Origin of the sequence: Paenibacillus odorifer (genome assembly GCF_000758725.1) — a bacterium.
In the GTDB taxonomy this organism is placed as follows: Bacteria; Bacillota; Bacilli; order Paenibacillales; family Paenibacillaceae; genus Paenibacillus_AQ; species Paenibacillus_AQ odorifer.
In genome coordinates, this window is record NZ_CP009428.1 from 4,919,042 (window position 1) to 4,933,618 (window position 14,577).

The window sequence follows — 14,577 nt, forward strand, 5'->3', positions numbered from 1 at the left end:
TAAAAGGGTATAGTAATATAGGCTTTAAAACCATTTTAATAATATAGAGTATACCCTTATTAGAGGAGAGATCATATTGGAAAGAGTAGTTGGAACAGTTGTACGTGGACTTCGCGGACCTATCATTAACAATGGGGATAACATTGAAGAAATCGTAGTTCAGACGGTATTGAATGCAGCAACAGTCGAGGGTTTTTCGATCGAAGATCGTGACATTGTGACCGTAACTGAATCCATTGTTGCTCGGGCACAAGGAAACTATGCGACGATTGACAATATTGCTGCTGATATAAAGGGGAAATTCGGCGAAGAAACCGTAGGGGTCATTTTTCCAATCCTTAGCCGTAACCGGTTTGCTAACTGCTTACGCGGTATTGCCAAAGGGGCACAAAAAGTAGTCCTAATGTTAAGCTATCCAGCTGATGAAGTAGGCAACCACCTTGTAGACATCGACGAACTAGATGCTAAAGGTATCAATCCATGGACGGATGTATTAACAGAAGCTCAGTTCCGTGAGTTTTTCGGCTATATTAAGCACCCATTCACAGGGGTTGACTATATTGAATATTATAAAGGTTTAATTGAAGCTGAAGGTGTGGCTTGTGAAGTCATCTTCTCCAACAACCCAAAAACCATTTTAAACTATACAAAAAATGTATTAACTTGCGATATTCACACTCGCTTCAGAACCAAACGTATTCTCACAAACAACGGTGCTGAAAAAGTATTTGGCTTGGATGATATTCTTACACAATCAATCGATGGCAGCGGCTTTAACGAAGCCTATGGTCTGCTAGGATCAAATAAAGCAACAGAAGAAAGTGTTAAGCTATTTCCAAATAACTGCCAGCCTATCGTGGATGGTATCCAAGCAAAAATCAAAGAAATGACAGGTAAAACTGTAGAAGTTATGGTTTATGGCGATGGAGCATTCAAAGATCCAGTCGGAAAAATCTGGGAGCTGGCAGATCCAGTTGTCTCCCCTGCTTACACCGCCGGACTTGATGGAACACCAAATGAAGTAAAATTGAAATACTTGGCCGATAACAACTTCTCTCATCTTCGTGGTGAAGAGTTAAAACAAGCTATTTCTAAATACATCCAGAATAAAAATGATGATCTAGTTGGTGCGATGGAAGCCCAAGGGACTACACCTCGTAGATTAACTGACCTGATTGGATCATTATCTGATTTGACTTCTGGTAGTGGCGATAAAGGAACACCAATGATTTATATCCAAGGTTATTTCGATAACTACACAAAATAAGAGTAGTACAACAAAGGGAGTCTCTAAACGAGGCTCTCTTTTTTACTTTCTGGGTTATAATAAAAGCAAACAGCGGCATGCGGAGGATACTATGAACATAAGAAGGATTAAATATTTTATAGATCTCGTGGAATGCAGAAATTTTACGGAAACAGCTAAAAAGAACTATGTATCGCAGACCACCATTAGCCAACAAATCGCCGCGCTTGAAGAGGAATTCAACATTCAATTGATTGACAGAAAGCAGATCCCTATTGAGCCAACCAAAGCCGGATGGCTTTTCTATGGCGAAGCCCTCATCCTCTGGAAGCAATATAACCATATGAAGATGAGCATGGAAAACTTTCAAAAGTATAATACGCAATCCTTGAGTATCGAATATGCGGCGATGACGGATATCCAAAGTTTGTTGAAATTGATTCCCTCGTTTCAGGATCATCATCCGAATATTAAGCTGGAACTGAATAAAGTATTGCTAAAAGATATTGCAGAATACTTGCAAAAAGGGATTTACGACGTGGCTATTGCCTTTGATTCCGAGTTTCAGGGAAAAGAGGACATTGTAACCTATCCCTTGTATAAGGGACGTTATTGTGCGGCTGTGAGTCACCACCATCCCCTGTTTCATCATGAATCGATCGCCAAAGAGGAGTTATATGAACATCCACTAGTCATGCTGAATCCAACAGCTATTGGAAACTCTTATCATCTAATGATCCAGCATGCAATTGAAGACGGCTATCAGCCGAACATTCTTCGAACCGCAGACGATGTGGAGACAGAATTGTTTTATATCATCACGGAGAATTTGATTGGCTTTTTCCCGGATAACTATCAGCTCGCTTATCTTCAAGATGAAGTCCGGCTAATTCCCTTAGATGATTCACACCATACCTTTGCAATCGAAGCAGGTTATCTCAAAAATAATACAAACCCGGCCTTGCCTTCCTTCCTGCAACAAATCCAAATTGGATTTAGCAATCGACCATAAGTTTTATGTGTTAGACTATGTTACTTTTTTCACATACTATAAGGGTATAATTCATTTCAACAAGGAGTGACAACGATCATGGGTAAATTATTGTTGACTGGTGTCGATGGAAATCTAGGGAAGCAAGCTGCGGAATATTTGTTGGAGCTGGTAGATAAAGACCAAATCATTTTTTGCGCTTACGATCCAGCATGTTTGAAAGAATATGCGGAACAAGGGATTGAAACACATGTGACCAACTTTAATAACAAGGACGGCCTTGCCGAAGCTTTTGCTCATGCCGATAAACTCGCTCTAATCTCCATGCCTTTTGTTGGAGAAAAACGCCAAAATGCACAAAAAAATGTGATCGATGCTGCCAAAGAAGCTGGAGTCAAACAGATCATTTATACTTCTCTAGTAAACGCAGCCGATGAAAGCAATCCAAGCGTAGAAAAAATCGACCATGTGTATACCGAACGTTATATTCAAAGCGTTGGGCTAGATTATATCTTCCTTCGGAATTCCCAATACGCGGAAGCCATGATTACCAATTACTTCACGTATGTGAAGGGTGACGGGGTATTAACAAACAATCAAGGTGACGGTAAAATGGCTTATATCTCGCGGAAGGATTGCGCAAAAGCCGTTGCGTATGCCCTAGCCTCCAATAATTATCAGGAAGCGATTCTAAATATCAACGGACTTGAATTGATGACAATTACCGATTTCATTAAGATTGGTAATGAAGTAACGGGCAATCATATCACCTACAAAGAAAACACGGATGAAGAAAATTATGCCGTATTCGAAGCAATGGGCGTGCCTAGAACCACCGACGGTGCATTTAAAGAAGGCTCCGAAGCACCCTTTTCTTCAGAAGGTATGGTTACTTTCGGACAAGCTATTCGTGAAGGAAAAATGGATGTTTATACAGACGACTTCAAACAACTTACTGGTCATGACCCTCTGACCGTGAAATATATGTTTGAACATGCCGATGAATTCCAGGTTGGCGAAAGACACTCTAAAGACAATTAAAAGCTGACACTCTTACTTCTTAGGCTAAATCACCCTCGTTTATTAAACGGGGGTGATTTCTTTTATACTGAGCGTGGCAAAAAAACTCCGTAAAGCTCAATCATATGCTCGCCCTGGAGATAATTAGGGGATTCCTCCCTTATTACCAGAGGATTCTGGTCATCAGACTAATAATCAGGGAATTCTTCCCTGAAATTTAACTGATTTGGCGGTAATTCTTGATATTGCTCTGTTTTTTAGGGAGTTATTCCCTAATTTCATTCATTTAGAGCAATTATCGGCTTTTATTAGGGAGGTTTTCCCTAATCCTCCGTCACGGTATAGATAGAACTGGCCAAGTATATCGGTATGCTCACTGTAGAACAAAATACACCTTTAACCGAACGGATGAACATCCGAATGGCTAAAGGTGTATTGTCTCTGTCTACTTTTTAATTAGAGTTAGTTCCAGATCTCTTCAGCAATTTCTTTAATATAAGCAAGCTTACGCCATTGCTGCTCTTCTGTCAGGTGGTTGCCTTCTTCCGTAGAAGCAAAGCCACATTGCGGGCTAAGGCAAATCCGGTTTAGATCAACGTATTGCTTCGCTTCCTCAATACGCTTCAGAATATCTTCCTTGCTTTCAAGCTCACCAAATTTGGATGAGAACAGACCTAACACAACCTGCTGATTGTCTTTCAAGAAACGCAATGGCTTGAAGTCACCTGCACGTTCGGTATCAAACTCCAGATAATAACCCGAGTAGTTATTGATATTAAGAAGCGTTTGCGCGATAGGCTCGTAGCCTCCACCTACTCCAGCATAAGTCGAAACATAATTGCCCCGGCATACATGGGTCGTTACAACAAGATCTTCCGGCAGACCAGTTACAACTTCCTCATTCAATTTTGCAAGTTCGCTTGCATATTCAGCTACGTTAACGCCAATCTGATTCATAAATGCTATAAACTGTTCGTCGCAAAGCGCTCCCCACGTACAATCGTCGATCTGAATACTGCGGCAGCCCGCTGCATAGAAGGCCAGAATCGATGCTTTGTATGCTTTGGCAATATCCGAGATAAGCTCTTCGCGATTCGGGTATAATTCATTTGTGCTTTCCTTGTTTTCCGCCCGATCTAGCTCGAACAGGAATTGTGCAGCCGCAGGAATCGATTGACGCGTAACAACGTCCTCACCAGCAGCACCTTTTAAAAATTCATAATGCGAAACAAAAGGATGGCTGCTGTAGCTTATTTTCCCGGTCAGTCGGGCTGTTTCTGGTCTGGACTCTGCACCGTTAAATTGGTAACCTTGGTCAATAATTGTCCGATCTACACCGTCAAGTCCCCAGAAGAAGTCGAGGTGCCACCAAGAGCGGCGGAATTCGCCATCGGTTACTGCTTGAAGACCCACCTCTTTTTGTTTCTGCACGAGCTTAACGATTTCGTCGTTCTCTACTTCCTTCAACTGCTCGGCAGTAATTTCACCATTCTTGAATTTTAATCTAGCATCTTTCAACGCTTGGGGGCGCAGGAAGCTGCCCACGATATCATATCGAAATGGAGTAACGGTTCGTTTTTGGGGTACGGTTTGAATGCTCATATATTAATCTCCTCGTAAACAAATTATTAGAATAAATATAGCATAACCGACTGACTAAACCGATCTACCAATGAGCTATGACAGGTTATAAGTATTAACTATAGCTAGATTCAGCGTGATAATTAGAAGGGCATGATAAAAAAAGAAGAGGCGCATGAGTAGCGCCTCTTTCTTAATAAATCATATCGACGGATATTACATAGTAATTAGACTCCGCAGTCACCTCAAACCCAATCGACTGATAGAGGGATAATGCCTTTCTATTTTGAGTGACCACGCCAAGACGAATCTGGAAATCCCTCTGATCTCGCAAGATTTTAACTACCTCTGAAAGAATTTCACGTCCGTATCCTCTGCCTTGACACGAAGGAAGCACACAAAAATCATGTATAACCGCTGTATTTGTATATAAATAATTGACTCTGATCATCCCAACCGGAATCATGTTGTCCACAGCAATGTAAGTAATCCGTGCCGGTTCTCTTGTACGAGTTAAATATTTCCTAGTCCAGGACTCTGAATCACCAAAAGCTTGTGATGAACATTTAACCATGAACTCTAAATCCTGATCTTCTTCTAATCGCACAGCTAAACCGGAGTGGCTTGATCCAGCGATTTGTGCCCGATTAAAAACCATGAGGAATTCAGACGGTGCAGCACTTGCCCCTAAATACCGTATATAATCCATCCCTGATTCAGAATTAGAAGGTATCCTAAAACGGCAAGTTTGTATGCCTTGCATTTGCATATCTGATGCGGCACTTTTCAGTAAGTCGTGGAATACACCTTGGCGACGAAAGTCCGGGTGAACCATTCCGTTAATATTAGCTTCGATGCCATCCGAAGTATACCAACTGAGAAATCCGACTACTTGGTTATCGATCTGGCACAAGAATGCCTCATCTCCGTCTATCTCCTTAAGGCTTTCTATACCCACCCTCAAACTTGATCTGTCGGACGTCTTGCAAAGATGTTCTAATATGCGGATTTGATCAATCGATTGCTTTGAATAGTCTTTCATTGTACTAATTTTATATTCTTGCATCTAGTACCCTCATTAAGAAGGAAATACGCAGTTTATGGACGAGTAGGCGTTATCCTTCTAAATTCTGTCCACCTAATGATAGTTACCAATGGAACCGCCTCCTAAAAGTCAATGTCTTCACTCTAAACCAGGGTAATCATAAAACAAACCTTATAACTAAAAAAATGATAGCAATTATAGCCACAACGATCAACAGATTGGTTACCTCACTCCAGAATCCTGGAACGCCTTCAGTATGATATTTTTGCGCATTTACATCATGGTTTGCTTTATGGCCTGCAGGGTCCGACAAATTGGGATTAGGTCCTGAATTAAAAAAGTCAGACATAAATACAACTCCTTCCCATGAATATAAACCATATTATACCAGTTCATTGCCATTTTAACGACAACTTAATGCCACCTTCAATATATCGTTTGTCGGAGGCTCTTAGGGAGATTTTTGACAACCATATCGTAAGAATGATCAATCATTAAATAGATATCCGACTCTGGTAAGGAGCCATCCAAAACAATCGTATTCCAGTGTTTTTTGTTCATGTGGTATCCTGGCCGAACGCTCTCATGCTGCTCTCGCAAGTTCCCTGCAATCACCGGATCACATTTTAGATTTATGTAAGCATAATTCCCCTTATTCTCAAATATAAGCGCGAACATTTTACCGGCAATTTTGATCACCATTGGATCGAAGCCGAAAGGAAAATCCTTTGTTGCTCCATTCTTTTGTAAACAGTATTCGATAATATTATGGGTCAAAATCAGTCCCTCACCTTCTTCATTAAAACGAATCCTGTATACCTTATATCAAATATTATAACTGAAATAAACCTAACACTCTTGCCCTTGGCAAAATGAACTCGTGAGTAATCCTTTCAAGTGCACGAAACCTGAATAACCTTAAATACGTTAAAGTAATATACAAATCTACAGGAGGTTTTTATAATGAGATACAGTGCTGCAGGCGCACCAATAACCTGTCCTTGCTGTCAAAACGATACCTTTGATCTGGATTATAAACTGCTTAACACAAGCGGCGCATCATTTTTAGGCTTTGACTGGGCGAACAAAAACGCTGCCATCCTTATTTGTAAGCGATGCACCCATATTTCATGGTTTATGAAAGAACCAACATCTGATTAGTGTTTGGTAAAAATAAAGTATTAGACTGGATCCATTAAAACAAGCAGCGGCGGACCAAGACTTGATAAATAAAGTCTTAGACTGCCGCTGTTGTCGTTGCAATAACGTTCCTCGTGAGCGTAATCACCTTAAGTGACAAGGTCATCTTACCGTCTGGTAAACGAGACCTATGGCTCCAGAATCAAAGGTCTTGTTTTCGATTAGCTTAAGATTTCTCTTCTCCTTGAGACCTTGGAATAATGGCAATCCCTTACCGATCAGGACGGGAGAAACCGTAATTTTATACTCATCAATTAAATCAAGCTGCATAAGGTGGTGTGCGAATCTAGGACTGCCGAGGATGACCATATCCTTGCCGGGCTGCTGTTTGAGGTTATTGATCTCTTCCTCGACAGCTTCTTTCACGAGTCTGGAATTATTCCATTCGACTTTCTCCAGCGTCGTGGAAAAAACGATCTTAGCTGTCTTTTCGATCCACTCGGCATGATTCCGTTCATGCTGCGAAGCTGATGGGTTCGAAGGGACAGATGGCCAGTAACTGTGCATCATCTGATAAGTCCCACGTCCCCAAATGACAGTGTCGGCAGTACTCAGAATTTCTTTCGCATGGTTCTCCAAATCAGCATCGTAGGAAACCCAGCCAATGTCCATTTCACCATTCGGCCCTTCTACAAAACCGTCAAGCGATGCGTGAAGAAATAGAACGAGTTTTCTCATTTTCAGTTCTCCTTTGTTCATGAGGGATATCTACATTAGACATTAACTACATTTTAGCAGAATTCAACTTGGGTTGTTTCTTATGGATTGCTAATCTCAAACGCTCTTTTCTTCACTTTGGTATTTTTATCCACATCAACATTTTAGCAAACATACGTTCGTTTGTAAATGCACCTTTTTCTAATTTTCAAATCATCTTTCATTTCTTTAGAGCCGGCATTTTTCTGTGTTTCGTTTGTTGTTCGAATGCAAATGCAATCCGAATGAGTGTCGGTTCACTAAATGCCGTTCCTGCAAATGTGATCCCAAAGGCTCTTCCATTCTCTTGAAAGCCTGCGGGCACTGCTATAGTTGGATAACCTGCTCTAGCACTTAAATCAGCTCCGACATAAGCAGGAAACAGGATTGCATCCAATCCATACTTTTCTAAAGCATGATCGATCCCTATATTTTGCGAATAATATAAGTCAGAGATAGACTCTACAATATATTCCGAATGATTCAACGGTTTATCTAGCTGTGATCGATAGTTCAGCATATCTTGTCCATATTTCAAAGCCTTTTCCGAATTCCGCTCGTTCCATTCAATCAATTCATTTAGGTTATGGACAGGAAGTTGAGCCGGAAGGTTATATAAGTAATTTTCAACGGAATGCTTAAATTCAAGATTCATTTTGTTATATTTCCACTCTCTATGGAACGATGGAATATCTATATCTTCTATTATGTTGGCTCCAGAATCTTTTAATTTAGCCACAGCATCATTAAATAAATGTTCATCATATTCACCCATGTCACAATAATTCTTAGGTAGAGCATTTCTAAAAACGCCTATGGTCGCTTTATTTAATCCGTCTTTATCCAAAAATGCTGTGTAGTCCATAGTAGAATATTCATTTTTACAAGTAGCAGGATCACTTTCATCTTTTCCCGTAAGTGCATTTAATAAGATCGCAACATCTGTCACATTCCTTGCCATAGGTCCAGCTGTATCCTGAGAATATGACCATGGAATTATGCCTGATCTACTTATTAGACCTACAGTTGGCTTTAAACCAACAATTGCGTTTTGCACAGCTGGACTTAAAATAGAGCCAGACGTCTCTGTCCCCACGGCTACTGTTGAAAAATTGGCTGCAACAGAAGCGGCAGAACCCGTACTGGAACCCCCCGGAAAATGATCCCCGTATGGATTTTTGGTTTGTCCTCCTATTGAGCTATACCCAGCCCACATGGATGATGACATCCCATTTGCCCATTCCGTCATATTTGTTTTTGCAAGTATAATTGCCCCAGCATCCCTTAGTTTTTGGACAAGAAAAGCATCGTTTGAGCTAACATGGTTTTCCAAAGCTAATGCGCCAGCGGTTGTATGCATTTTATCATTCGTTTCAATATTTCCTTTCAATAATACAGGCACACCATGTAAAAGACTTCGTGCTCCGCTTAATTTTCTCTCCTGATCTAATGCCTCGGCAATAAAAATCGCATCTGGATTCATTTCCATAATAGAGTTTATCATGGGACCACTCTGGTCAAACGTTGCTATCCGATACATGTAATACATAACAAGTTCCCTAGAACTAACATCCCCTCTATCCATTGCATCCTGCAGTTCGAGTATCGTTATTTCTTCACTCTTTATTTTTGCTAATTCGAAGATATGCTCCATGATAACTCCTGCTTTCCATTTGGGTCATTTATGTAATAGTGTCATGTTCATATATTTTGGTGGGCCGTCCCCACTCGAAGTTATCCAGACCTATCTCCTTAAATCCATATTTCTCATAATAAAGAATATGATCCGTCGCCAAGTAGACTTTTGCATAACCTAGTTGTCCAGCTATTTTTCTGGCATGCTCCAACAGAACGGCTCCTAGTGCTTTGCCTCTCTCACTTTCGTCAATAAACAATGGCGCAATCCAAGGTGATAAATCTTTTCGAGTTATAAATTCCTGCTCAATTAATTGATAAAACCCGATGATTACATCATGTTTCAACAGCAAAAATGTAAAAGGAAACTCCTCATCTTTTGAGATTAAACTTTCTTGTATATTGGGGAGCACAACTTGTTGTACTTTTGGCCACCGTTTTTTGACATACTCAATAAGCTCATTTTGACGAAGAGGACATTCTTGTAAGGATTTAATATCTAGCATCTAACCATCCCTTCTTGTAAAAAGAAATTCCTATACCCATGTCTGCTCTCACAATAGTCATCCACCAGCTCTCAAAATGCATAGCAGCAAGCCCCGAGTGGGGCTTGCTGTAGGTTGTAAATACTAAAGTAGGTTATAACGCTGGTTCACTTCATTACTTAGAAACCGGTGTATAGATCAGGCAGCGCAGCGTCTTCTCGGGATAGCGCAGCTCTGCCGTGTAGGTGCTACCGTCTTTCAGTTTGACCAAGACCGCTACCACTCCGCTTTTGTCATATGCACTGTCTTTAATGATAGAGGAGCTGGTTATCGCACGGGTCTCGCCCTGCTTGTCCACCACAATGGATTTAGCGGCTTGAAGCCAGCTGGAATCCTGGCTAATCTTTTTATTTATAGCTGCTGTAATCGGAGTTCTCTTATAGGACAGATCCACTATCGTAGTATCCAGTACGGTCCCACTCTTTGCATCCACGAACGTATTATACATGAAATAGGACTTATCCTGAGCCCGCAGTGTCTCTGCCCGGTAAGGTAGAAAATTAACGAACCATTGACCTTTCGAATCAGGAAAAGGCTTATGATATGAGGTCTGAGCCTGCAACTTAGAGAGATCCACACCGAATAGACGGCTTACGCTCTCTTTTGCTCTGCGTAGGGCTTCATCCTGACTGATGTCCTTCTTATCTGGCTGTGCCACGACAAGATTGAGGCTTACCACATAATTAAAACGGTAATTCCAGTCGATCAATTGCAGCATTTCTTCATCGGTCAGTTCGCGCTTAGGAAATACATAGGTAAATTTGCTTTGATCCAGATAAAATTCGGAGCTCCCTGATTTCAAAGGTAGCTTCTGCTTGGGCCGTAAACCATCGTACTTGTATTGATCATCCAATAACATCCGCCGCTTATTCTCCTGGTCCGTAAATTGCCGCGTAAGCTGTTCATCCTTGCCAGTGAGCCTGGCCTTCTCTGCATACTCATTAATCTGCTTAATTTCTTCAGCGGTGACTGTGCGCTCAAAATAAGACTTGATCGTCGAGACTGGTGTTTTGGTTGCAACCTTAAGTACCGGGATCTGGCTGCTCGCCAGTTGAACAGCAGGCTTCTGGTTGAGTTCTTGCGTGTAGGAAACGTTCGCTTGAGACACATTCTGGTTCACTGTAGTGTAAGCGACGATTTTGGGCACTGCCAAAGCAGTCAGGGCCAGCAGACCACCGGATATCGCGATCACCCCAAGGGCTGATTTCACATCTTTACTCTTCATTTCTCATAACCTCCATAGTGTAAGTGGGCTTGACTTACATGTACTTTAAGTTACGAATGTTATAAAGTACGAAGCCCCTTGTTATGAAGTTGTAAAATCAGTTACAGACTCGTTCTAAATATTGGAGCCAAGCAACAGATCAAGGATTGGGAAGCATACACTGCCCATGTTGACATAGTCACAATTACTCATAACAGAAATAGCGATTTTTTCATCGGGAAGCAGGAACAGATTGCTTAAGAATCCAGTATCCCAGCCGGAATGTGAGAGAATACGAGAACCTTTATATTCTCCTAGAAACCAGCCCAATCCTATCTGTGCATTTTCCGGATCATAGCCCGTTTGTGCATGAGGTTTCCACATTTCATCATAGCTACCTGGCTGGAGGATTTCATTGCCGTTCCCGGCTGTTCCACCGTTTAGATGAATCAACAGATATTGGCACATATCTTCGGCATGGGTATATAAAGTGGAGCTAGGTGCATGGGCCCTGTTATATGGAAAAACACTACTAACGCAGCCACCACATTCATGGGTAGCTCCAAGCACATGAGGTGCAGCAATATAAGCTTCAACCTCCTGTTTAAGAAAAGAACTGGACTGCATTCCTGTTGGTTCAAGAATATTTTTTTCCATATACTGCTCGAAGCTCATATCGCTGACTTTTGCTATCATATCTCCCAAGATCTCATATCCTATATTACTATAGGCAAATTTCTCTCCCGGTTGGCTTAACAGCTTGTGGTGACCTATCCCTTTTACATATCGTTCAAGACTTTGCTCGTCGTATTCAGGGCGATCCCACGCATAATCTTCCTCATCAGGCATACCGGAGGTATGATTCATAAGCTGTCTTATTGTTATATTTTGATACCGCTCATCCTCTAACTTAAAATATGACAGGTATTTAGTGATGGGGGCATCCAATTCTACCTTACCACGCTCAACTAATTGCATAATGGCGGTTGCTACGAAGGTTTTGGAGACAGAGGCTTGGTGAAACAAAGTGCCACGAACTACAGGATCACCCGTCGATAAATTTGCCGTCCCATATTCACCAGTAAACAGAACTCGGTTGTCCTTTACGATTCCGGCCGCTAATCCCGGAAACTTTTCATTTTCCACAAACTTGATTAGCATTTCATGCAAGATATCCTCTATCTTCTGATTCGTGTACATTTTGTCCTCCCCAATGACAATAAAGCACCATTTTCAATAAATTCACCCATACAAATAATAACATCTTATCGACCCTTTATCTGGTAATAAATAATTATAATCAAATAAACAGTCGCTTACTTGAAAAGGCAGCAATTCATTTTCCGAGCTTCCGAGCCAGCCTCCAATTAGAGGACCCACAACGCGTGGTCTTTCTACCTTGCTAATAATATCCATGAATCGTCTTCGCCTGCCCTTCAACAACCATAGATTTTACGGCTGAAACAGACGGCTGCCGCAGCTTGATAACCTCTAAAGCCTCAGTAACGATAGCATCCGCGGCTGATTTCCGGGAAAAGTTCTTCATATCCTGCACCTTTTCATCCCTGTACCCCAGATGCTCCAATCTCTGAAGCTGCTCTACTAACTGCTCCTCGTTTCGGGCAATCTCTATTAAATTGTGCTCAGACAACCATTCTGCATTGCCTGCCTCCTGACCGGGGAGCGGACGATAGACAATTACAGGAAGTGCTAGAGCCATCGCCTCAGTCAAGGTAATCCCCCCTGCTTTGGTCAACAGACAGGAGGATATGCACATTAGCTCCTGCATTTCTTCTGTATAACCCCGTATGTGAACCCGAGGATTCTCTTGAAAAAGCTCTTCCGTAGCCATCTGGAGCTTATGATTATTCCCGCACAATACCATTACATCGAAGTTTGATTGCTGCAGCGCCCTTATTATTAAATGGTTAATATCACTCAATACGCCGTAAGCCCCTGCCGCAAGTAATAGATAATGTCGATTTCCATCTAGTCCATGCTTACGTAAAAGGGCTTCACGTTCCTGAGTCTGTTCAAAAGCTTCACGAATCGGAATCCCGCTAACCACAAGCTTTTCTTCAGCAATACCTAATGACATCAGTTCTGCTTTCATACTTTCCGTAGCAATAAAATACTTCGAGGTTTGTGGATGAAGCCACCTGCCATGAACCACATAATCCGTCATGACAGTGAAAAGGGGGATTCGTCTTCCCTTTGTTGATGCAAGCTCAGCAGCGGCCAAATAGGGAAAGGTATGAATGATAATATCCGGTCCAATCTCGTCGATGATCCTTTGCACTTTCCGCTTGCCCATAGAATGAATCCATTTACCCATGAACTGGTCTGGTTTAATCTTGCTCGTCAACTTATACACTAATCCATAAAATTCTTGAGTATAACCTGTGCTGTTCAGATAGAATCTGCGGGACAGCTCATTCAGACTAGGGTAGACTGCAGCGAAAAGATCCAAGGTAACAATCCGGCTGATCCCTCTACGTCTAAAAGAATGATCAATTGCTTCTGCTACTTTGATATGCCCGTCTCCAAATGCCGAAGTTACAATAAGTACTTTAGGATCTGTGTTCATGAGAAAGCTCCTTTTTCGCTTGGCCTTCTCTAACTCTAACTCTGAATCGTAAACAGATAGTGATGAGATCCTCAACTTAATATTAACTTCATGATTTTCTATAGAGCGAAGCAAACGAAGAAATCCGCAGAAAAAAACACAGTGCATCAACCTCCAGTAACGATAGGATTAATGTTCTGTGTTTAGTTAAAGGCCAACTGTGTCCGAAAGCATCTTCGAACGTGTAATATGATCAAATTAAATGAAAGTTGGTGTCTGAGTAAATAAAGTTTTAGACTGCCGCTGGTTTATTGAACTAACGTGTCCCGTTAGCTCAATTGATTACCTTTGAAAAGTGAGTCTGTATTTGATATATATCCATAAATGAAAAATGTATTATTTTCTTCTCTATACGGAATTCTTAATTCATGTAAAATCGAAAGAAATTCTTTACTTATGTCAATTAATTCAGGAGGAAGCAGATTCCCCTTGTGCTTCTGATACCTTGGTCTAACCCGTATCCATTCTACAGAAAAAAAAGGTGAAAGTCCTTCTATCCAATCCCCTAAATACCAGACGTCGTTTTCGAAGTTCTCTGGATAAAGTATATCGTCTAATACATACTTAGCTTGATATGGAGGGGTAAAAGGTAGTTTATTTAGTACATCACTTTGTAAGTTTCCCCACTTAGTGTCATTCATAACTGAACATAATTGTTTCTGTGTAATAACTTCATGTACCCTTTTTTTAAAATCCTGTTCAAAACCCACAATTAAAAATCCTCCTGAATAACAACATAAATCCCACGCTGACCTGCCCGTGTGTCGTTATTGAGTTATCGTTATCCG

The 14,577-nt window shown here is 41.2% G+C and carries 15 protein-coding genes; 4 read left to right on the forward strand and 11 right to left on the reverse strand.

The annotated features are described in order from the left end of the window. The first annotated feature begins 76 nt into the window (after window positions 1-76). The 3 genes from PODO_RS21540 to PODO_RS21550 all read left to right on the forward strand — a co-directional run bounded on the left by PODO_RS21540 (window position 77) and on the right by PODO_RS21550 (window position 3,278). The gene (locus PODO_RS21540) at window positions 77-1,267 is read left to right on the forward strand and encodes a coenzyme F420-0:L-glutamate ligase (protein ID WP_038572605.1); all 1,191 of its coding nucleotides are present in this window, start codon (window positions 77-79) and stop codon (window positions 1,265-1,267) included. Window positions 1,268-1,358: 91 nt separating this feature from the next. Beyond that, window positions 1,359-2,258 carry a LysR family transcriptional regulator gene (locus PODO_RS21545; RefSeq protein ID WP_036683054.1) on the forward strand — a complete coding sequence of 300 codons (900 nt, stop codon included), beginning with the start codon at window positions 1,359-1,361 and terminating at the stop codon, window positions 2,256-2,258. Window positions 2,259-2,336: 78 nt separating this feature from the next. Continuing rightward, on the forward strand, window positions 2,337-3,278 hold the full coding sequence (locus PODO_RS21550; RefSeq protein ID WP_038572607.1) for an NAD(P)H-binding protein: 942 nt from the start codon (window positions 2,337-2,339) through the stop codon (window positions 3,276-3,278). A gap of 441 nt (window positions 3,279-3,719) precedes the next feature. On the opposite strand, the gene PODO_RS21555 is transcribed toward PODO_RS21550, so the two are convergent. The 4 genes from PODO_RS21555 to PODO_RS21570 form a co-directional block, all read right to left on the reverse strand. Beyond that, entirely contained in the window at window positions 3,720-4,859 is a 1,140-nt protein-coding gene (locus tag PODO_RS21555) for a 5-methyltetrahydropteroyltriglutamate--homocysteine S-methyltransferase (protein WP_038572609.1), read from the reverse strand. A 172-nt stretch (window positions 4,860-5,031) separates the two neighbouring features. Beyond that, window positions 5,032-5,880 (reverse strand): GNAT family N-acetyltransferase, encoded by an 849-nt coding sequence (locus PODO_RS30145; protein ID WP_218918656.1) that lies wholly within the window; start codon window positions 5,878-5,880, stop codon window positions 5,032-5,034. Between the two features lie 160 nt (window positions 5,881-6,040). Further along, window positions 6,041-6,232: a hypothetical protein gene (locus tag PODO_RS21565; protein ID WP_036683062.1), complete on the reverse strand. Its 192-nt coding sequence runs from the start codon at window positions 6,230-6,232 to the stop codon at window positions 6,041-6,043. A 77-nt stretch (window positions 6,233-6,309) separates the two neighbouring features. Beyond that, window positions 6,310-6,660: an MmcQ/YjbR family DNA-binding protein gene (locus PODO_RS21570; protein WP_036683066.1), complete on the reverse strand. Its 351-nt coding sequence runs from the start codon at window positions 6,658-6,660 to the stop codon at window positions 6,310-6,312. A 186-nt stretch (window positions 6,661-6,846) separates the two neighbouring features. On the opposite strand from PODO_RS21570, the gene PODO_RS21575 reads away from it, so the two are divergent. Continuing rightward, window positions 6,847-7,044: a hypothetical protein gene (locus PODO_RS21575; protein ID WP_036683067.1), complete on the forward strand. Its 198-nt coding sequence runs from the start codon at window positions 6,847-6,849 to the stop codon at window positions 7,042-7,044. 141 nt (window positions 7,045-7,185) lie between these two features. Here the strand turns inward: PODO_RS21575 and PODO_RS21580 are convergent, their stop codons facing one another. The 7 genes from PODO_RS21580 to PODO_RS21610 form a co-directional block, all read right to left on the reverse strand. Then, window positions 7,186-7,761 carry a dihydrofolate reductase family protein gene (locus PODO_RS21580; protein WP_038572611.1) on the reverse strand — a complete coding sequence of 192 codons (576 nt, stop codon included), beginning with the start codon at window positions 7,759-7,761 and terminating at the stop codon, window positions 7,186-7,188. Between the two features lie 199 nt (window positions 7,762-7,960). Continuing rightward, on the reverse strand, window positions 7,961-9,433 hold the full coding sequence (locus PODO_RS21585) for an amidase family protein (protein ID WP_038572613.1): 1,473 nt from the start codon (window positions 9,431-9,433) through the stop codon (window positions 7,961-7,963). Window positions 9,434-9,461: 28 nt separating this feature from the next. Further along, window positions 9,462-9,920, reverse strand: a complete 459-nt coding sequence (locus tag PODO_RS21590; RefSeq protein ID WP_038572615.1) for a GNAT family N-acetyltransferase — start codon at window positions 9,918-9,920, stop codon at window positions 9,462-9,464. A gap of 154 nt (window positions 9,921-10,074) precedes the next feature. After that, a complete protein-coding gene (locus PODO_RS21595) occupies window positions 10,075-11,184 on the reverse strand; it encodes a hypothetical protein (protein ID WP_038572617.1) in 1,110 nt (369 codons plus the stop codon). Between the two features lie 114 nt (window positions 11,185-11,298). Continuing rightward, complete coding sequence (locus PODO_RS21600) at window positions 11,299-12,363, reverse strand: serine hydrolase domain-containing protein (RefSeq protein ID WP_052097231.1); 1,065 nt, start codon at window positions 12,361-12,363, stop codon at window positions 11,299-11,301. A gap of 202 nt (window positions 12,364-12,565) precedes the next feature. Beyond that, a complete protein-coding gene (locus tag PODO_RS21605) occupies window positions 12,566-13,750 on the reverse strand; it encodes an MGDG synthase family glycosyltransferase (protein ID WP_038572619.1) in 1,185 nt (394 codons plus the stop codon). A gap of 308 nt (window positions 13,751-14,058) precedes the next feature. Then, window positions 14,059-14,499 (reverse strand): DUF6678 family protein, encoded by a 441-nt coding sequence (locus PODO_RS21610; protein WP_051491267.1) that lies wholly within the window; start codon window positions 14,497-14,499, stop codon window positions 14,059-14,061. Between the last annotated feature and the right edge of the window lie 78 nt (window positions 14,500-14,577).

Excerpts from the sequence above, each read along its gene's own strand:
- PODO_RS21545 (WP_036683054.1), top strand. The coding sequence starts at position 1,359 with ATGAACATAAGAAGGATTAAATATTTTATAGATCTCGTGGAATGCAGA.
- PODO_RS21585 (WP_038572613.1), bottom strand. The coding sequence starts at position 9,433 with ATGGAGCATATCTTCGAATTAGCAAAAATAAAGAGTGAAGAAATAACG.
- PODO_RS21555 (WP_038572609.1), bottom strand. The coding sequence starts at position 4,859 with ATGAGCATTCAAACCGTACCCCAAAAACGAACCGTTACTCCATTTCGA.
- PODO_RS21580 (WP_038572611.1), bottom strand. The coding sequence starts at position 7,761 with ATGAGAAAACTCGTTCTATTTCTTCACGCATCGCTTGACGGTTTTGTA.
- PODO_RS30145 (WP_218918656.1), bottom strand. The coding sequence starts at position 5,880 with ATGAAAGACTATTCAAAGCAATCGATTGATCAAATCCGCATATTAGAA.
- PODO_RS21565 (WP_036683062.1), bottom strand. The coding sequence starts at position 6,232 with ATGTCTGACTTTTTTAATTCAGGACCTAATCCCAATTTGTCGGACCCT.
- PODO_RS21600 (WP_052097231.1), bottom strand. The coding sequence starts at position 12,363 with ATGTACACGAATCAGAAGATAGAGGATATCTTGCATGAAATGCTAATC.
- PODO_RS21575 (WP_036683067.1), top strand. The coding sequence starts at position 6,847 with ATGAGATACAGTGCTGCAGGCGCACCAATAACCTGTCCTTGCTGTCAA.
- PODO_RS21605 (WP_038572619.1), bottom strand. The coding sequence starts at position 13,750 with ATGAACACAGATCCTAAAGTACTTATTGTAACTTCGGCATTTGGAGAC.
- PODO_RS21550 (WP_038572607.1), top strand. The coding sequence starts at position 2,337 with ATGGGTAAATTATTGTTGACTGGTGTCGATGGAAATCTAGGGAAGCAA.
- PODO_RS21595 (WP_038572617.1), bottom strand. The coding sequence starts at position 11,184 with ATGAAGAGTAAAGATGTGAAATCAGCCCTTGGGGTGATCGCGATATCC.
- PODO_RS21590 (WP_038572615.1), bottom strand. The coding sequence starts at position 9,920 with ATGCTAGATATTAAATCCTTACAAGAATGTCCTCTTCGTCAAAATGAG.